Genomic DNA, 18,902 nt, shown 5'->3' with positions numbered 1-18,902 from the left:
CAGCTCTAGCCCGGCATCACCACGACGGGAACCGGGCTGTGCCTGACGATCTTGGTTGCGCGGGAACCCAGGAAGACGCGGGCAACCGTGCTGTGGGGGCGGCTGCCGAGCACCAATAGCTCGCCGTCGAGCCACTCGGCGTTGTCCAAGGCGTCGTCCCAGCTGTCGCCGGTGACGACCTTGAGCTCGACCTCGGATTCGATCACTCCGTCCTGACGCAGTCCGGCCAGCGCCTCTTCGGACTGGGCGACCCAGCTGGCGAGCACCGCGTCCTCGGCCTCGGGGCCCACCCCGGCCGTCAGCATGGTGCGGCCGCGTACGGCGAAGGTGACCACGCGCAGCGGCGCGTGCAGACGTTGTGTCAGCCGAACCGCTTGGTGTACAACGTCAACCGCATCCTCTGTGCCCGGGTATCCGCAGGTGACCCGGCTGACCGTGCCGGCCTTCGAACCGCGGTAACCGCGGGGGCTGATGGCCAGGGGGACGGGGGAGGAGTGCAACAGCCGGTCCCCGGTCGAGCCCAGCACCACTTGCCCGAGGCTTCCTTCCGAGGCGGAGCCCACGACGAGTACATCCGCGTCAGAGGCCTCCACCGCTTCCAGCAGCCCGCCGGACACCGAGCGGTGAGCCACGTTGTGGAATGTGACATCGATTCCGGCGCTGATCTTTTCGAGATACGCGGCGGCCTCGGACTTCGAATCGTCGGAGAGCTTCTGAGCCCATTGCGCGTACTCGGCGTCGATCTTGGCTTTCGACAGTGTGGTCCACGGCTTCGGTACCACGGTGGTGACCGTCAGCGAGGTCTCCAGAACGCGGGCAGATTCGACAGCCAGGTGCAGGGCGCCCTTGCCGCCCTTGCCCGAGAGATATCCGACGACGACGGTCATACCGGTTCCTTCTCGGGCAGTTCGGCTGGGTCGTTGGGTGCGTCGTTCAGCGCGCTGTGGTGCCGTCCCCACACCAGGTAGAACACCAGCACCACGGCAACCCAGGACCCGAATGCGATCCAGGTGACCCAGGGCAGACTGAACAGGATGTAGCCGCAGGCAATCACGGACAGAACCGGAGTGACCGGGTAGCCGGGAACACGGAAGGCGCGCGGCAGCTCAGGCTCTCGGACCCGCAGGATGATGACACCGATCGACACCACGATGAACGCGGTGAGGGTGCCGATCGACACCATGTTCGCGAGGCTGTTCAGCGGTACGAAGGCGGCCATGAGGCCCACGACGATCGCGACGATGATCGTGTTGTTCACCGGTGTCAGCGTGCGGGGATTGACCTGCGCGAAGACCGAGGGCAGCAGGCCGTCGCGGCCGATGGCGAACAGGATGCGGGTCTGGCCGTACATCGAGACCAGGGTGATCGAGAAGATCGAAATGACCGCGCCGACCGCGAGGAAGGTACTGGCAGAGGTACTTCCGGTGACCTTGTCCAGAATCAGGGCCAGGCCGGCGGACTGTCCCTCGAACTCCCGCCACGGCTGTGCGCCGAGTGCGGCAAGGGCGACCACGAGGTAGAAGGCGGTGACGATGAGGAGTGCGGCGATGAGCGCGCGCGGCATCGTGCGTTGCGGGTCCTTCACTTCCTCGCCGGCGGTGGACACCGTGTCCAGTCCGACATAGGTGAAGAAGATCGTTCCGGCTGCGGCGCCGATACCGCTGACGCCGAACGGCGCGAAGTCGGAGAAGTTGCCCGCCTGAAACGCGGTGAACGCGATGATCGCGAAGACCGTCAGAACGGCGAGTTTGAGCAGCACCATGACCGTGTTCACGAGTGCGGACTCGCTGGTTCCACGGATGAGCAGGATCGCACACATGACAATCAGGACCACGGCCGGCAGGTTGAGCCAGGCATGCGGCACTCCCGGATCGACGTTGTCCCAGGGGGCGGCGCTGATCGCGTGCGGCAGATGCGATCCGAAGACATTGACCAGAAGTTTGTCGAGGTACTGGCTCCAGCCCACCGCGACCGCGGCCGCTGATACGCCGTACTCCAGCAGCAGACAGGCAGCCACCACCATCGCTGCCAGCTCGCCCAGCGTGGTGTACGCGTAGGAGAACGAGGAACCCGATACCGGTACCGCGGAGGCCAACTCGGCATAACAGAGCGCTGCCAGTCCTGCGGCGAGACCAGCGACCAGGAACGAGGCCATCACCGCGGGGCCTGCCTTGGGCACGGATTCGGCCAAGATGAAGAAGATTCCGGTGCCCACCGTGGCGCCGACGCCGATCATGGTGAGTTGGAATGTCCCCATCGATTGCCTCAGATGCCCGCCGGCGCCGTGGGCAGTGGGAGCCCCCGACGTGGGACGGCGCCGCAGCAGCTGCTGGGCAAGGCTGGGTGACGAGGGTGCCATTGTGCCTCCTGGGGCCGGGCGAAACCTACCGGCTTTTGGCCAGCGCATCAGCGAACTGGTCTATTGCCCAATCGATTTCGTCCTCGGTGATGACAAGGGGTGGTGCAAACCGGAGAGTCGCGCCATGCGTGTCCTTCACTAAGACGCCACACTCTGCCATGCGCAGACTGATTTGTCTTCCGGTTGCCAGATTCGGATCGATGTCGACCCCGGCCCACAGCCCCAGTGAACGCACCTCGGTGACGCCGTGGCCGATCAGCGCATCCAGGCGTCGTCGCAGATGTCCACCGTGAACCGCCGCCCGCCGCTGGAACTCACCACGCTCGAGGATTGCCACGACTGTCGATCCGATGGCTGCGGCCAACGGATTTCCACCGAAGGTGGAGCCGTGTTCGCCTGGATGCAGCACGCCAAGCACGTCGACGTCGGCGACCACGGCAGAGACCGGGACCACGCCACCGCCCAGCGCCTTACCCAGTAGGTAGACGTCCGGGACCACGTTCCAGTGGTCACACGCGAACATCTTGCCGGTGCGCGCGAGCCCGGCCTGGATCTCGTCGGCGATGAACAGCACATTGTTCTCGGTGCACATTGCGCGGACCGCGGGCAGGTAGTCGTCGGGCGGAATGATGATGCCGGCCTCGCCCTGAACCGGTTCGAGCAGGACGGCGACGGTGTTGTCGTCGATCGCCCGTGCCAGTGCGGCGATGTCGCCGAACGGCACCATGCGGAAGCCGGGTGTGAACGGGCCAAACCCGCCGCGCGCCGTCTCGTCGGAGGAGAAACTTACGATGCTGATGGTCCGGCCGTGGAAGTTGTTGTGCGCCACCACGATGTTGGCCTGTCCGGCGGGCACTCCCTTGACGTCGGTGCCCCATTTACGGGCGACCTTGATGCCACTTTCCACCGCCTCGGCCCCGGTGTTCATCGGCAGCACCATGGCCTTGCCGCAGAGGCGGGCGAGGTCGCGACAGAACCTGCCGAGACGATCCGAATGAAATGCCCGGCTCACCAGGGTCACCGTGTCGAGCTGAGCGTGGGCGGCCGCGAGAATCTCGGGGTTGCCGTGGCCGAAGTTCACCGCCGAGTAGGCGGCCAGACAATCCAGATAGCGCTTGCCGTCCACGTCTTCGATCCACGCGCCCTCGGCGCGATGGGCGACGACCGGTAGCGGCGCATAGTTGTGTGCGCCGTACTGCTCGGCCAACTCGATGTATTCGGCGCTCTTGTATGAGTCGGGTGACATACCGGGGGCCTCCGTGACGGTCACGAGTGCAGCTCCAGCGTGCAGCATTTCACCGAACCGCCGCCCTTGAGAAGCTCGGAGAGATCGATACCGATCGGTTCGAATCCGGCGGTGCGGAGTTGTTCGGCGAATCCGGTCGCGGTGGCGGGCAGCATGACGTGGCGACCGTCGGACACCGCGTTCATCCCGAGCACGTAGGCGTCGGTCGAGCTGGCGATGATCGCGTTGGGGTACATGAACTGCAGCCGGGCTTGCGAGGCCTCACTGAACGCCTGCGGGTAGTACGCCACGGTCTGCGGATCCAGTACGGCCAGCGCGGTATCCAGGTGATAGAACCGCGGATCGACGAGCTCCAGTGTTACCACGGGAATGTCGAGCATTCGCGCCACTTCCACATGAGACCGGACGTCGGTGCGGAAACCCGTGCCGGCCAACATGACATCGCCCGCCAGCAGGAAGTCGCCCTGACCCTCATTGGTGTACCGGGTATGCATGGCGCGCAGTCCGTGCACACGCATCCATTCGGCATGTGCGGCGGATTCGCCGGCGCGTTCGGGGTGGGTGAACCGTGCGACAACGGCGTTGCCCCGCAGCACGACTCCGCCGTTGGCCGCGTAGACCATGTCCGGTAGGCCGGCCACGGGAGGCAGGATGTCCACCGTGTGGCCCAGGCGTTCGTAGGTGGCGCGCAACGTATCCCACTGGGCGGTGGCCAACGTCGGATCGACCGGATTGGATATGTCCATCCAGGGATTGATCGCGTATTCGACGGTGTAGTACGTCGGCGGCACCATCACGTAGTGACGCGTCGTCGGTGTTCTGTCTGGCTGTTGGATGGGGGAGCCGGCCGGGTGTCCACCCTCGTGCACAACGGTCATGCGCTGAGCGTAGGAGAGGCGATTGCCGCAATCAATCTCTATGCGTTGTGTAGGCGGCCGCGATTCATTGCGTCCAGAACGTAAATTTGGCATTCTATTGCAGATTGGGCGGATCGCTGGAGGAGGAACGTGAATGGCCGAGCTCGATGCCACCGATGAGCGGATCGTGACGCTGTTGATGCGCAATGCTCGAGCGACGTTCGCCGAGATCGGTGAGGAGGTCAACCTGTCGGCCCCGGCGGTCAAGCGCCGTGTCGACCGGCTGGTTGCGACGGGGGTGATCAAGGGATTCACCACCGTGGTGGATCGTGCTGCCGTCGGCTGGAATACCGAGGCCTACGTCCAGGTCTACTGCCAGGGCACCATCACGCCGGAAGCCTTGCGGCGGGCGTGGATCGACATTCCCGAGGTCGTCAGTGCCGCGACGGTGACCGGAACCTCCGATGCGATGTTGCGGGTGCTGGCACGCGATATCCAGCATCTCGAGCGTGCGCTGGAACGCATCCGTGCCAGTGGGGACATCGACCGCACCGAGAGCATCGTGGTGCTTTCCAACCTGGTGGACCGGGCGCAGGTCCAGGGGTAAGAGGCAGAGGCGATAGGCCTGACATCGCCCGTGTCCAGTCGTGTAAGAAGAAACCCATGAGCGATGCGGATCGAGGGGTACTGATCATCGGTGGCGGGCTGGGGGCGGTACGAACCGCCGAACAGTTACGCCGCGCCGAGTTCTCCGGGCCGATCACCATCGTAAGCAGCGAGGCGCACTTGCCCTACGACCGTCCGCCGCTGTCCAAGGACGTCCTGCGCGACGCGGAGAAGACAATCGATGCGGTAGTGCTCAAACCGCGAGAGTTTTACGACGAGAAGCAGATTGAACTGCGACTCGGTGCCAAGGTGGTCGCGCTGGACCCTGCTGCCCGGACGGCCACGCTGGATGATGGCAGCACCCTGGAGTACGGAGAGGCCGTCATCGCGACGGGCCTCGTTCCCCGGCGTATCGCTGCCTTCCCCGAGCTGGACGGCATCCACGTCCTGCGTACCGCCGATGACAGCTTCGCGCTGCGAGGCGACGCTGCGAAGGCGCGGCGAGCGGTGGTGGTCGGGGCCGGATTTATCGGGTGTGAGGTCGCGTCCACATTGCGTGCCAACGGAGTTGACGTGGTTCTCGTCGAACCGCAACCTGCTCCGCTGCTGGCGGCGATCGGACAGCAGCTCGGCGACCTGGTTGCCCGGCTGCATCGCAATGAGGGCGTAGACGTTCGGGTGGGAGTAGGCGTAGACGCGGTCGAGGGAGACGGACGGGTTCAGTCCGTCACCTTGTCCGACGGCACGCGCCTGGACTCCGATCTCGTCGTGCTGGGTATCGGGAGCCGGCCCGCCACGGACTGGTTGGACGGGTCGGGTGTCGAGGTCAACAACGGCGTGGTGTGCGATGCGGTGGGCCGTACCGGCACCCCGCATGTCTGGGCGTTGGGCGATGTCGCCGCGTGGGCGGATGCTGACGGCCGCCCCAGCCGGGTGGAGCATTGGAGCAATGTCGCCGATCAAGTCCGCGCGCTCGTACCCGCCTTACTCGGTCAGGAGCCAGCGGCTAATGCTGCTGCCGTGCCGTACTTTTGGAGCGATCAGTACGACGTGAAGATCCAGTCGCTCGGACATCTCGGCGACGCGGATACCGTGCATCTCATTTCCGATGACGGCCGCAAATTCCTGGCATATCTGGAGCGCGACGGTGTGCTCACCGGCGTCGTCGGCTGCGGGATGGCCGGCCCGGTGATGAAGATGCGGGCCAAGATCGCCGCGGGAACGCCCATCGCCGACGTGCTGGAGTAGCGCCTGTTCCTTCCGCTCGCGAGCTCAGCCCAGCCCGCGCAGGCCCACCTCTGCGGCATCGAGGCCCTTGCCGAGCAGTGTGGTGAGCGTGGCGGACTCGTCGGCGAGCCATTGTTCGTAAGCGGCGAGTGCCACTCCGAGCAGGGTCCAGGCAACGGTCTGCGGTAAGAGGGTGCCGGGATCGGTGCCGGTGCGTGTGGCCACGAACTGCGCGATGACGTCGCGCCAGCCGGTGTACATCAGCATCGAGTAAGCCTGTAACGCAGGGACTTCCAAGATCAGCCGCATCCGCATGCGGTGGCGCGGGGTCTCATCGGCCGGAAAGTCGTTGAATGTCAGCAATGCCTGGCGCAGGGCAGTGCTGATATCCACCGTGTCCGGTGTCTTCTCGAGCAGTGCGCGCATCACCTCAAGGTGGGAGTCGAAGTCTCCCCACACGATTGCGTTCTTGGAGCTGTAGTACCGAAACACCGTACGCCTGGCGATACCGGCCGCTGCGGCGATGTCGTCAACGCTCACGTCGTCGAAGTTGCGCTGCGCGAACAGTGCCATGGCAACTGCGGTGATCTCATCCCGGGTTGTCGAAGGGCGCCGTCCCACGCGCGCCGGCTGCGCACTCATGCCGAGAACTGTGCCATTTCCTGCCACCCTCTTCCCTTTCTGCACTCGATGCCATTATTATCGTGATCGTTGCCACAGTCCAGACTCACAAGGGAGTGAACAGATGGCCGAGCCCACCACTGTCGCCGGACAGACCACCGACACCGAGTTGGTGCAGGAATCGCTGGTCGAAGAGGTGTCGATCGACGGGATGTGCGGCGTCTACTGAGACGCCCCACCTCGATGAGCGCCATGATTGACGAGGCGCCCGCCGGTTTCGATTGGACCCGGCCCTGGCAGTTGCACCCCCAGGTGTCGTTGCGCCCCGAGCCGTTTGGGGCGCTGCTCTACCACTTCGGCACCCGCAAGCTGTCCTTCCTGAAGAACCGCACCCTGCTGCAGATCGTGCAATCGCTTCCCGACCACACCAGCGCTGAGAATGCTTGGCGCGCCGCCGGTGTCGAAGACGGCCAGGCCGCCGCGTACCAGCGGGCATTGGCCGTGCTGGCGGATTCGACGATGATCGTGACCCGAGAGGACGCTTGATGAGCGCTCCCGCTGTACCCCGCCTGGTGGATCAGTTCGAACAGGGACTGGATGCTCCCATCTGCCTCACCTGGGAACTGACCTACGCCTGCAACCTGTCCTGTGTGCACTGCCTGTCATCGTCGGGCAAGCGTGATCCGCGCGAGCTGTCCACCGCGCAGTGTAAGGGCATCATCGACGAGCTTGAACGCATGCAGGTGTTCTACGTGAACATTGGTGGCGGGGAACCTACTGTGCGCGCAGACTTTTGGGAGCTTGTCGACTATGCGACCGAGCACCATGTGGGGGTCAAGTTCTCGACCAACGGTGTGCGCATCACCGAGGAGGTGGCGGCGCGGCTGGCCGCGAGCGATTACGTCGATGTGCAGATCTCGCTGGACGGCGCGACCGCAGAGGTGAACGACGCCGTGCGCGGCGCGGGATCGTTCGCCATGGCGGTACGCGCGCTGGAGAATCTGGCTGCCGCCGGCTTCAAGGACGCCAAGATCTCGGTGGTGGTCACTCGTCATAACGTGGACCAACTCGACGAGTTCGCGGATCTGGCGGCAAAATACGGTGCAACGCTGCGGATTACACGGTTGCGGCCTTCCGGGCGCGGTGCCGATGTATGGGACGAACTGCACCCCACCCCTGCGCAGCAGCGTCAGTTGTACGACTGGCTGGTGCTCAATGGTGAGCGGGTGCTCACGGGTGATTCCTTCTTCCACCTGTCGGCGTACGGCGATGGCTCCGGTGGTTTGCCAGGCCTGAACATGTGCGGTGCTGGCCGGGTGGTGTGCCTGATCGATCCGGTCGGTGATGTCTACGCGTGCCCATTTGCCATCCACGATCGGTTCATGGCCGGAAATGTGGTGTCCGATGGTGGCTTTGATGAGGTGTGGAAGCACTCACAGTTGTTCAACGAGTTGCGCGAGCCACAGTCCGCGGGTGCGTGCAGCAGCTGTGGGCATTATGACAGCTGCCGGGGCGGCTGTATGGCGGCGAAGTTCTTTACCGGGTTGCCCATGGATGGGCCCGACCCGGAATGCGTACAGGGCTACGGCGAGGCGGCCCTGGCTGCAGATCGCGTCGTGCCCAAACCCAGTGGGGACCATTCGCATTCGAAGGGTAAGCGCGGCCCGGCCGCGGGCCCAGTTGCGCTGACCCTGACTCGCCGGCCCCCATCGCGCGCGTGCGACGAGAACCCCCTTTCCAACATACGAGCAGGACGGTAGATGGCGCGCAACACATGGTTCGAAACGGTCGCGATTGCCCAGCAGCGGGCCAAGAAGCGGCTGCCGAAGTCCGTCTACAGCTCGCTGATCTCGGCCAGTGAGAAGGGGCTGACGGTCAGCGATAATGTCGAGGCGTTCGGGGAACTTGGATTCAAGCCCCACGTCGTTGGCATTCAGCCGGACCGTGAACTGTCGACAACAGTGTTGGGGCAAGAGATTTCACTGCCGGTGATGATCTCGCCGACCGGCGTTCAAGCGGTGGATCCCGATGGTGAGGTGGCTGTGGCGCGGGCGGCCGCCGCGCGTGGAACCGCCATGGGGCTGTCATCCTTTGCCAGCAAGCCCATCGAGGACGTGGTGGCTGCCAATCCGAAGACGCACTTTCAGATCTACTGGCTGGGCGGACGCGACGACGTGGCTCAGCGCATCCAGCGTGCGAAAGATGCTGGAGCGGTGGGGCTTATCGCCACCCTGGACTGGAGCTTCTCGCACGGTCGCGACTGGGGGAGCCCGTCCATACCCGAGAAGATGAACCTGCGGTCGATGATCCGGCTGGCGCCGGAAGTGGTGACCAAGCCCGGCTGGCTGTGGTCGTTCGGCAAGGGCATGAACATCCCGGACCTGCGGGTGCCGAACCAGGCGGCCCGTGGCGAGGCCGGGCCGCCGTTCTTCGATGCCTACGGGCAGTGGATGGGAACCCCGGCGCCCACCTGGGATGACGTGCGGTGGATGCGTGAGCAGTGGGACGGTCCGTTCATGCTCAAGGGTGTGATGCGCATCGATGACGCCAAAAATGCTGTGGATTGCGGAGTTTCAGCGATCTCGGTGTCAAATCACGGTGGTAACAATCTCGACGGAACACCTGCCTCGATCCGCGCATTGCCCGGCATCGCAGCGGCTGTCGGCGGTGATGTCGAGGTGCTGCTCGATGGTGGCATCCGGCGGGGCAGCGACGTCGTCAAGGCGTTGGCCCTTGGTGCGCGCGCGGTGATGATCGGGCGGGCGTATCTCTGGGGCCTCGCGGCCGCCGGTCAGGCCGGTGTCGAGAACGTCCTGGACATCATGCGCGGCGGCATCGACTCGGCGCTGATGGGACTTGGCAAAAAATCTGTGCACGAACTATCGCCAGATGATCTTTTGATCCCCGAGGGATTTGCCCGGGGCCTCGGGCGGCACTAGTTCAGCGCAGCGCGAATCGAACGCGGCGACGGCGTCGTCGATGTGGCGGCAGGGACTGGCGTGACAATCGGTACGAAATAGCGCCTAGCGCATAAGCCGACGGCCAGCAAGGATGTAAAGACCTCGATCGTGTGCGCCAACTTTGGATGCATTTGACGTGAATTCGGCCTACCATCGGCGGGTGGCTGTTCCGACTGTCTTGAGCACCGCCATCTCTCCGGAGCTCGCAGACGAGGCCATTACGCTGTTCACTCCGCTCGGCTCAACCGAACAACACGGGCCGCACTTGCCGCTGGACACCGACACCCGCATTGCCAATGCTGTGGCTACCGCTGCGGCGGGGGAGCTGGCCGCCGATACGGGTCACGGTCAGACCGCCCTTGCCCCGGCCATCGCGTACGGATCCAGCGGAGAACATCAATCCTTCGCTGGAACGATCTCGATCGGGACCGAGGCGCTGACTCGGGTCCTCGTTGAGTACGCCCGGTCGGCCACACAGTGGTGCCGGCGCATCGTCTTCGTAAACGGTCACGGCGGGAATATCGAGGCGACGGTCTCCGCGGTGCGACTGTTGCGTTCCGAGGGGCGCGATATCGCATGGTGGGCGTGTGCGGTCGAAGGCGGCGACGCTCATGCGGGACACGTGGAAACGTCTCTGCTGCTGCATATTTCACCAGAGAACGTGCGTCGTGAGGAAGTGCTCGCCGGAAATTCGGCACCGCTGCGCGAACTGATGGCGCCTATGCGTGCGGGCGGAGTAGCGGCGGTGAGCGCCATCGGTGTGCTCGGAGATCCGACCACCGCCAGCAGCCAGGAAGGCGCACGGATGCTCGCGACGATGACTCGACAATGCGCCGACGCGGTGCGCCGTTGGACACCCGACGCGGACGGGCGGCTGGTATGACCACCAGTGACGAGCCGGCGCAGGGCGTGTCCGCACCGCACGGACGGTTACCCGACGGATTCGCGGTACAGGTGGATCGGCGCGTTCGCGTTCTCGACGAGGGCTCGGCGCTACTGGGTGGCTCCCCAACCCGGCTGCTGCGATTGGCTCCGGCCGCGCGGACCCTGCTTTCCGGTGGACGGCTCGAGGTCCGTGACGCGACCAGCGCGCAGCTTGCCCGGACGCTGCTGGATGCGACCGTCGCTCACCCCCGGCCCACGGGTGGACCCGGATATCGAGACGTGACCGTCGTTATTCCTTGCCTTAACAATGGATTTGGCCTTCGCCGGCTGCTACGGGCGTTGCGCGGGATGCGCGTGATCGTCATCGACGACGGTTCCACCATTCCGATCCTGGAATGCGATCTGGAGGGCATGCACTGTGACGTGACGGTGGTACGTCACGACGAGAGTCAGGGCCCGGCAGCGGCCCGCAATACCGGGCTGAAGCTGGCGACCACGGATTTCGTCGCCTTCCTTGACTCGGATGTGGTGCCCAGGCGCGGCTGGCTGGAGGCACTGTTGGGGCATTTCAGTGATCCGGCTGTTGCTCTGGTCGCCCCCCGGATTGTGGGATTGGTCTTGAGCGACAACGCGATTGCTCGCTATGAGGCGGTCAGGTCCTCGTTGGACCTTGGCCTTCGCGAGGCGCCCGTCGTTCCGTACGGCCCGGTGTCGTATGTCCCCAGTGCGGCGATCGTGGTTCGCCGGGCCGCGATAGACGAGATCGGTGGGTTCGACGAATCGCTGCGATGCGGTGAAGACGTGGATCTGTGCTGGCGGCTGATCGAGGCGGGGTCTCGGCTGCGGTACGAACCGGTATCCCATGTGGCTCATGATCATCGACTGACACTTCGAGAATGGTTCGCGCGCAAAGCATTTTACGGAATGAGCGCTGCGCCGCTGTCGACGCGCCACCCCGACAAGGTGGCGCCGATGGTCATCTCGCGATGGACACTGCTGGTGTGGATTCTGGCGGCGGTGGGTTCTGGGATGGGCTATCTGGCCGCGGCGGGCATGGCCGCGCTCGCGGCCGGGCGTGTCGCGCGGACATTGCGGGGAGTGGACACCCCACCGCGTGATGTCCTTCGAGTGGCCACCCAGGGCGTGGGCGGTGCCGCGTTGCAGATCGCGTCCGCGTTGTGCCGCCATTACTGGCCATTGGCGTTGGTGGCCGCCGCGCTGTCGCGGCGCAGTCGCCAAGTGCTCGTGGTGGCCGCCATTGTCGACGGCGTGGTGGATTGGATGAAGCGCAACGACAACTCGGCGTCTCCCGATGATCGCATCGGTCTGCTCGAGTACGTATTGCTGAAGCGTCTTGACGACATCGCCTATGGGATTGGCTTGTGGTCGGGGATCGTGCAGGAGCGCGATCTGGGTGCGCTTCGACCGGAATTACGGCCCTGAGTAGGCCGATCCACGCGGATGCGCTCATTGTGGGCGCGGGCAGCGCGGGTTCGATTCTGGCCAGCCGCCTTTCCGAAGACCCGTCATTTCGTGTGGTGCTCGTGGAGGCCGGGCCGGCGTCGTCCGCCGACGAGGACGGTGTGCGCGACGGGTACCGTCTGCCGATCGGCCCGGACAGTCAGATAGCCACCTACTACTGGGCCACGCTGACATCCACCGGTGATCAGGCCGAGTTGGTGCGCGGATCGGTGGTGGGTGGCTCCGGCGCGATCAACGGCGGTTACTTCGTGCGGGGTCGGCCCGCGGATTTCGATGGATGGTCGGTGCCGGGGTGGGCCTGGGTGGATGTACGTGATGACTTCCGCGCGATGGAGACCGATCGCGACTTTCGGGATGATCCGCTACACGGCTCATCGGGACCCATACCGATCGGGCGCAGGCATGAACAGAGCACCGCTGGAAGAGAACTGGCGGATCTCGCCGTCAAAGCCGGCTATCCGGCGGTGGCAGACCTCAACGGCAAGGCCGGTGTCGGGGTGGGATTGGTGCCACTCAACATCGACAGCGGCATGCGGATCGGGCCAGCGCGTGCCTATCTGGAGGGAGCGGGCTGGCGCCCCAATCTCGCGGTGTACTCCGGTACTCGTGTATTGCGGGTGCTGTGTGGTGGCGGGCGCGCCTCTGGGGTGCAGGTGGCGGTGGGGAGCTCGGTGCGGACTCTGACCGCTGATCGAATCATATTGAGCGCGGGTGCGATTGAGAGCGCCAAGCTGCTACTGCTCTCCGGGCTGGGACCGGCCGATGACCTGCGCGCGGTCGGGGTCGAGCCCATTGTCGACCTACCCGGTGTGGGGACCCGCGTGATGGACCACGCGGAGTGGGTGCTCGACACCGGCGATGGTGGGCAGCCGGGGTATCCCGTACTGGACACCGTCTTGCACACCGACCGTCAGATGGGTCTCGAGATACGCCCTTACACAACAGGATTCGCTGCCATGGCAGGTGCTCAGGTGAATGGTGCCGATGCCAGGCAGATCGGCGTAGCGTTGATGACCCCGAGGTGCCGGGGTCGAGTCGAATTACGTTCGGTCGATCCTGCAGCGCCGGTGTACATCGACTTGAGGTATGACAGCGAGACCACAGATATGGATCGCTTGCGGGACGGAGTCCGTCTGGTAACCGAGCTGTACGGTCGGCGGTTCGGTGGTCCGCGGTGGTCCACGTCGCAACATCTGTGTGCGACCGCACCCATGGGTAATGACGAGGACAAGTACGCGGTCGTCGACAAGTACTGTCGTGTCAGGGGAATCGACGGGCTCTTTGTCATCGACGGGTCAATCATGCCGACCATTCCGAGCCGCGGACCGGCGGCCACGATTGCGATGATCGGGCATCGGGCGGCCCAGTTTGTTGCGTGGTCGTAACGAGGGTGCGAATCTTGGCGTCTACCGCACATGTACACGCCATCGGCCGCACAATTGGACGATGTCAACTCCCGATGACACCGTCAGTCCACATCCGGAGGCCGCGCACGATCATGCGGGTGTCCAATCGCATCTCGAGGGTGCCGACTATCTCGCGCGGCGGCAGCTGAGGTCGGGGACCGCAGGCTGGGTGCTACTGGCCGGGCTCGGCGTGAGCTACGTGATCTCCGGCGATTACGCGGGCTGGAACACCGGCTTGAGCAAGGGAGGTTTCGGTGGCATGGCCATCGCGGCGGTTGTCATCGCCGCGATGTATCTGTCGATGGTGCTCAGCATGGCAGAGATGTCGTCGGCGCTACCCACCGCGGGTGGTGGTTACACCTTCGCCCGGCGTGCCCTGGGCCCATGGGGTGGATTCGCAACCGGGACGGCGATTCTCATTGAGTACGCGATAGCTCCGGCCGCCATTGCCACGTTCATCGGAAGTTACGTCCAATCACTGCATCTGTTCGGGCTCAAGGACGGATGGTGGATCTACCTGGCTGTGTACGCGATCTTCATAGGGATCCATCTCAGTGGTGCGGGCGAGGCGCTCAGGACGATGTTCATCATCACCGGGATCGCGCTCGTAGGCCTGATCACCTTTGCGATCGGCGCCGTCGGCCGATTCGACGCGAACAACCTGACCAACATTCCCGTGGATGAAACAGCAACGGGCGCAGCGGCATTACTGCCCTACGGGTATTTGGGAATCTGGGCGGCGGTGCCGTTCGCGATCTGGTTGTTCCTGGCGATCGAGGGCGTGCCGCTTGCGGCCGAGGAAGCGCGAGATCCCGCGAAGAACATCCCACGCGGCATCGTGATGGCGATGCTGGTGCTTGTTGTCACCGGTACGGTCGTGCTGTTCCTGGTGCCCGGCGCGGGCGGTGCCGAGGCGATGGGACAGTCGGGTAATCCCTTGGTCGAGGCGCTGGGAACCACCACGGTCGCCAAGGCGGTCAACTACATCGGGCTGGCCGGCCTCGTCGCCAGCTTCTTCTCGATCGTGTACGCCTACAGCCGGCAGACCTTTGCGTTGTCCCGTGCCGGTTATCTGCCGACCCGGCTATCGGTCACCAACAGCCGGAAGGCTCCCGTGCTGGCATTGATCGTGCCGGGAGTCATCGGATTCCTCTTGTCGCTCAGTGGCAAAGGCGCGATGTTGCTCAACATGGCGGTTTTCGGTGCGGCGCTGAGCTATGTGCTGATGATGGTCAGTCACATTGTGCTGCGTGTTCGCGAGCCCGAGATGCAGCGGCCGTATCGAACCCCAGGCGGCATCGCCACCAGCGGGTTCGCACTGGTGATCGCGTGTGCGGCGGTAGTGGCGACTTTCATCGTCGATACCACCGCGGCTTTTGCCACGTTCGGGGTGTTCATCCTGTTTATGGCGTACTTTGGGCTCTATAGCCGACACCACTTGGTCGCAAACTCCCCGGACGAAGAGTTCGCGGCGCTTGCAGAAGCCGAGGACGAATTGAAATAGGCACATTATGAGCACTTTTCGCCACACCGCAGGGCCGGTCACCTACCAGTTCGGATCGCTCGCCGAGGTTCTCGCGAAGGCCTCGCCGCCCCGATCCGGCGACGAGCTCGCGGGCTGTGCGGCGCAGTCGGATGCCGAGCGGGCCGCCGCACGCTGGGCGCTTGCCGAGGTGCCGCTGACGACGTTCCTCTCCGAGGAGATCGTCCCGTACGACACCGACGAGGTCACCCGGCTCATCATCGACAGCCATGATGCGGAGGCCTTTGCCGTCATCTCACACCTCACTGTCGGCGATTTCCGCGACTGGCTACTGGAGACGATCACCAAACCGCATGGGGCACAGTCGCTCAAAGATGTTTCCGCTGGGCTGACCCCTGAGATGGTGGCAGCCGTCAGCAAGCTGATGCGTAATCAGGACCTCATCGCCGTCGGCGCCGCGGTGCGTAACCACAGCGCCTTCCGCACCACCATCGGTCTACCGGGCACTTTGGCGACTCGCTTGCAGCCCAACCATCCCACCGACGACGCACGGGGTATCGCCGCCGCCACTCTCGACGGCCTGCTGCTGGGATGCGGTGATGCCGTCATCGGCATCAACCCCGCGACGGACTCCCCGCACGCCGCAGCCGACCTACTGCGCCTCATCGACGACATCCGATTGCGATTCGATATCCCCACACAATCGTGTGTGCTGGCACACGTGACCACCACGATGGAACTCATCGAACGAAACCTACCGGTGGACTTGGTATTCCAGTCGATTGCCGGGACCGAAGGCGCCAACGAGAGCTTCGGGGTCAACCTTGCACTGCTGCGTGAGGCGAACGAGGCCGGGCGTTCGTTGGGGCGCGGCACCGTGGGCAACAATGTCATGTACCTGGAGACGGGGCAGGGATCGGCGCTCTCTGCCGGAGCCCACATCGGGGTGGGCGGCGTTGCCGTTGATCAGCAGACACTGGAGGCCAGGGCATACGCGGTCGCGCGCGAGGTGGAGCCGCTGTTGGTCAATACCGTCGTGGGATTCATTGGGCCGGAATATCTTTACGACGGCAAGCAGATCATCAGGGCCGGGCTGGAGGATCACTTCTGCGGCAAGCTGCTGGGACTTCCGATGGGGGTGGACGTCTGCTACACCAATCACGCCGAGGCCGATTCAGATGACATGGATGTGCTGCTGACGGTGCTCACCGCCGCGGGGGTTGCATTCGTCATCGCCGTGCCCGGAGCCGATGACGTCATGCTGGGGTATCAGAGCCTGTCCTTCCACGATGCGCTGTTCGCGCGCCGTACATTCGGCCTGCGGCCGGCACCGGAGTTCAACGAATGGCTTGAGCGCATGGGGATGCTGGAGCGTGACGGTGGGCTGCGTGAAATCGCGGTCAGCGACTCGCCATTGCGAGCGCTGTTATGAGCGATGTCGCGAGCAACGGTGCCGCACACGATATCTGGGACACGCTGCGTCGATCCACGCAGTCCCGAATCGGGTTGGGGCGCAGCGGTGATGCGTTGCCGACCACTCGAGTGCTGGAGTTCGGGACCGCGCACGCGGCCGCCCGGGACGCGGTGCACACGCCCCTGGATGCGCGCGCCCTGGCCGGACGCATCGACGGACTCGGGTTGGGTACACCGCTGTTGGTGACCAGCCGGGCCGGCGATCGATCCGAGTACCTGCGCCGCCCCGACCTAGGGCGGGCGCCCGCCGACGGCGCACTGGACGTGCTCTCCGATTCCAACGCCGATATCGGCATCGTGCTCGCCGACGGTCTATCGCCGAGAGCCCTCGACGACCACGGAGTGCAGCTATTACAGGCGCTGCACCAGCGGCTTCGCGGGTACTCGATCGCGCCACTCGTCATCGCGACGCAGGCGCGGGTGGCGCTGGGGGATCACATTGGTGCCGCCCTGGGCGTCGATACGGTGCTGGTGCTCATCGGCGAACGTCCGGGGCTGTCGGTGGCCGACAGCGTCGGGATCTACCTCACGCACAATCCGATGGTGGGATGCACTGATGCGCAACGTAATTGTGTATCCAATATTCACCCTCCAGAGGGGCTGGGTTATGACCAGGCGGCGCAGGTTGTCGCCGCTCTGGTGGCGGGGGCGCGTGAGATTGGCCGTTCCGGTGTTGACCTCAAGGACATGACGGGCGCGGGTAACCAGATCGAGGGGGCCGGTCCGGCATTGCCCACGTAGCGGGAGGCCCTCCGGGGCCAACCGGGTGGTTGGTTACCATCGGCTGATGGCCCTCGACCCTCGCACGCCGGTCCTCGTCGGTACCGGACAGGTCAACCAGCGCACAGACGCCGACAGCCCGTTCTCCGAGATCCCCGAGCCCATCGATCTCATGGAGCGAGCGGCCCGGCTGGCCGCCGAGGACGCAGGGGCGCTGGACCTGCTCACGGCCGTCGACACGGTGTCGGTGGCGAACATCTTCTCGTGGAAGTACCGCGACCCCGGTGCGCTCCTCGGCGAACGTCTGGGTGCGGCGCCCAAGCGGACGTTCTACACCGGTCCCAGCGGCAACTCGCCGCAGCTGTTGGTCAACCACGCGGCTGCCGACATTCTGGCCGGGGACGCCGATGTGGTTCTCATCGGTGGGGCCGAGATGTGGCGCTCACGCAACAAGATGATGGCCACGGGAGTGCAACCGTCGTGGACCACGCAGGACGAATCCATCGCCGAACCAACCATTCTCGGCGGCCGGATGGATCAGGTGGGCGGCGCCGAGACCACCATCGGCCTCATCTCTCCCGGGCATGTGTACCCACTGTTCGAGCAGGCGATCCGGGTTGCTAATGGTGTGTCCGTCGCGGAACATCGGACCGCCATCTCTCAGCTGTGGCAGCGGTTTAACGCGGTGGCCGTACACAACGCTCACGCCTGGTCCAACGATGCGTACACCGCCGAGGAGATCGCTACGCCGGGTCCCGACAATCGGTGGATCAGCTCGCCCTACACCAAGCTGATGAACTCCAACAACATGGTCGAGCAGGGTGCGGTGCTGCTGCTGACGTCGGTAGAAACAGCGCGACGGCTCGGAATTCCGGAGGACCGCTGGATATTTCCGCTCGCGGGCAGCCAGGCCAACGACACCTTCGCGCTCAGTGAACGCGATGAGCTGCACCGGTCTCCGGCAATCCGCCTCGCGGGAAGACGTGCGTTCGACATCGCCGGGCTGAGCACCGACGATGTGGACCTGATCGACATTTACTCGTGTTTCCCCTCGGCGGTGCAGGTTGCAGCCACCGAGTTGGGGCTGGCGCTCGATGATCCCGCGCGGCCGCTGACGGTCACCGGTGGGCTCACGTTCGCCGGTGGTCCCTGGTGCAACTACGTCACCCACTCCATCGCCACCATGGCAGAGCGGCTCCGTGAACTCCCGGGTGCGAAGGGGCTGATCACGGCCAACGGCGGATACCTGACCAAACACGCGTTCGGAATCTACGGAACCGAGCCGCCCGCATCCGGGTTCAGGTACGAGGACGTGCAGGCAGAGGTCGATCAGGAGCCCAAAACTGAGGCAGCCGACGGGTATTCGGGGGCAGCGACCGTCGAGGCCTGGACCGTCAACTACGGACGAGACGGATCTCCATTCCAGACGTTCGTGAGCGTCCGCACGCCCGCGGGGGCGCGTACCTTCGCCAAGATCGAAGACCGGGATACGGCGGCACAGATCGCGGATACCGATATCGCAGGCGCGTCAATCGAAGTCGCGGCAGACGGTTCGGCCCGGCTCAATTAGCACCGGC

18 protein-coding genes are annotated in these 18,902 nt (G+C 64.7%); 13 read left to right on the top strand and 5 right to left on the bottom strand.

The genetic code is table 11. From position 1 onward, the window contains the following. Window positions 1–5: 5 nt before the first annotated feature. The 4 genes from RHO23_RS15710 to ddaH are packed head-to-tail and all read right to left on the bottom strand — an operon-like array spanning window position 6 to window position 4,483. Complete coding sequence (locus RHO23_RS15710) at window positions 6–887, bottom strand: universal stress protein (RefSeq protein ID WP_030096672.1); 882 nt, start codon at window positions 885–887, stop codon at window positions 6–8. Beyond that, on the bottom strand, window positions 884–2,359 hold the full coding sequence (locus RHO23_RS15705; protein ID WP_064409509.1) for an APC family permease: 1,476 nt from the start codon (window positions 2,357–2,359) through the stop codon (window positions 884–886). Before RHO23_RS15705 ends, RHO23_RS15710 begins: the two co-directional genes overlap by 4 nt. A gap of 25 nt (window positions 2,360–2,384) precedes the next feature. Continuing rightward, window positions 2,385–3,605, bottom strand: coding sequence for an ornithine--oxo-acid transaminase (gene rocD, locus RHO23_RS15700; RefSeq protein WP_423489240.1), 1,221 nt, complete (start codon window positions 3,603–3,605; stop codon window positions 2,385–2,387). Between the two features lie 20 nt (window positions 3,606–3,625). Next, window positions 3,626–4,483 carry a dimethylargininase gene (ddaH, locus tag RHO23_RS15695; RefSeq protein WP_109421102.1) on the bottom strand — a complete coding sequence of 286 codons (858 nt, stop codon included), beginning with the start codon at window positions 4,481–4,483 and terminating at the stop codon, window positions 3,626–3,628. Between the two features lie 133 nt (window positions 4,484–4,616). Here ddaH and RHO23_RS15690 point away from each other — a divergent pair, with 133 nt between their 5' ends. Beyond that, window positions 4,617–5,069, top strand: coding sequence for an Lrp/AsnC family transcriptional regulator (locus RHO23_RS15690; RefSeq protein WP_030096676.1), 453 nt, complete (start codon window positions 4,617–4,619; stop codon window positions 5,067–5,069). Between the two features lie 56 nt (window positions 5,070–5,125). Next, window positions 5,126–6,316: an NAD(P)/FAD-dependent oxidoreductase gene (locus RHO23_RS15685; RefSeq protein WP_096503743.1), complete on the top strand. Its 1,191-nt coding sequence runs from the start codon at window positions 5,126–5,128 to the stop codon at window positions 6,314–6,316. A gap of 24 nt (window positions 6,317–6,340) precedes the next feature. Here RHO23_RS15685 and mftR read toward each other — a convergent pair whose 3' ends face one another. After that, window positions 6,341–6,937 carry a mycofactocin system transcriptional regulator gene (mftR, locus tag RHO23_RS15680; protein ID WP_070915391.1) on the bottom strand — a complete coding sequence of 199 codons (597 nt, stop codon included), beginning with the start codon at window positions 6,935–6,937 and terminating at the stop codon, window positions 6,341–6,343. A 103-nt stretch (window positions 6,938–7,040) separates the two neighbouring features. On the opposite strand from mftR, the gene mftA reads away from it, so the two are divergent. From mftA to RHO23_RS15625, 11 genes are all read left to right on the top strand, one after another. Beyond that, on the top strand, window positions 7,041–7,145 hold the full coding sequence (gene mftA, locus RHO23_RS15675; RefSeq protein ID WP_030096679.1) for a mycofactocin precursor MftA: 105 nt from the start codon (window positions 7,041–7,043) through the stop codon (window positions 7,143–7,145). Window positions 7,146–7,159: 14 nt separating this feature from the next. Continuing rightward, window positions 7,160–7,462, top strand: a complete 303-nt coding sequence (gene mftB, locus RHO23_RS15670) for a mycofactocin biosynthesis chaperone MftB (protein ID WP_030096680.1) — start codon at window positions 7,160–7,162, stop codon at window positions 7,460–7,462. Window positions 7,463–7,488: 26 nt separating this feature from the next. Next, window positions 7,489–8,676, top strand: coding sequence for a mycofactocin radical SAM maturase (mftC, locus tag RHO23_RS15665; RefSeq protein ID WP_423489239.1), 1,188 nt, complete (start codon window positions 7,489–7,491; stop codon window positions 8,674–8,676). Further along, on the top strand, window positions 8,677–9,855 hold the full coding sequence (gene mftD / locus RHO23_RS15660) for a pre-mycofactocin synthase MftD (RefSeq protein ID WP_423488046.1): 1,179 nt from the start codon (window positions 8,677–8,679) through the stop codon (window positions 9,853–9,855). Window positions 9,856–10,012: 157 nt separating this feature from the next. Then, window positions 10,013–10,759 (top strand): mycofactocin biosynthesis peptidyl-dipeptidase MftE, encoded by a 747-nt coding sequence (gene mftE, locus RHO23_RS15655; RefSeq protein ID WP_064410416.1) that lies wholly within the window; start codon window positions 10,013–10,015, stop codon window positions 10,757–10,759. Beyond that, a complete protein-coding gene (gene mftF, locus RHO23_RS15650; protein ID WP_078284383.1) occupies window positions 10,756–12,204 on the top strand; it encodes a mycofactocin biosynthesis glycosyltransferase MftF in 1,449 nt (482 codons plus the stop codon). Before mftE ends, mftF begins: the two co-directional genes overlap by 4 nt. Window positions 12,205–12,233: 29 nt before the next feature. Continuing rightward, window positions 12,234–13,628 carry a mycofactocin dehydrogenase MftG gene (mftG, locus tag RHO23_RS15645; protein ID WP_064409503.1) on the top strand — a complete coding sequence of 465 codons (1,395 nt, stop codon included), beginning with the start codon at window positions 12,234–12,236 and terminating at the stop codon, window positions 13,626–13,628. A 61-nt stretch (window positions 13,629–13,689) separates the two neighbouring features. Next, window positions 13,690–15,153 (top strand): ethanolamine permease, encoded by a 1,464-nt coding sequence (gene eat / locus RHO23_RS15640; protein ID WP_423488045.1) that lies wholly within the window; start codon window positions 13,690–13,692, stop codon window positions 15,151–15,153. Between the two features lie 7 nt (window positions 15,154–15,160). Beyond that, the gene (locus tag RHO23_RS15635; protein ID WP_064409501.1) at window positions 15,161–16,564 is read left to right on the top strand and encodes an ethanolamine ammonia-lyase subunit EutB; all 1,404 of its coding nucleotides are present in this window, start codon (window positions 15,161–15,163) and stop codon (window positions 16,562–16,564) included. Continuing rightward, window positions 16,561–17,346 carry an ethanolamine ammonia-lyase subunit EutC gene (eutC, locus tag RHO23_RS15630; RefSeq protein WP_064409500.1) on the top strand — a complete coding sequence of 262 codons (786 nt, stop codon included), beginning with the start codon at window positions 16,561–16,563 and terminating at the stop codon, window positions 17,344–17,346. The genes RHO23_RS15635 and eutC overlap by 4 nt, the downstream gene beginning before the upstream one ends. Before the next feature lie 46 nt (window positions 17,347–17,392). Next, window positions 17,393–18,895 carry an acetyl-CoA acetyltransferase gene (locus RHO23_RS15625; protein ID WP_064409499.1) on the top strand — a complete coding sequence of 501 codons (1,503 nt, stop codon included), beginning with the start codon at window positions 17,393–17,395 and terminating at the stop codon, window positions 18,893–18,895. Window positions 18,896–18,902 lie beyond the last annotated feature (7 nt).

Source organism: Mycobacteroides sp. PCS013, assembly GCF_049532645.1.
GTDB classification, from domain to species: Bacteria; Actinomycetota; Actinomycetes; order Mycobacteriales; family Mycobacteriaceae; genus Mycobacterium; species Mycobacterium gwanakae.
The sequence above is the reverse complement of the archived record's forward strand: the minus strand, read 5'-3'. Positions and strand labels throughout refer to the sequence as shown.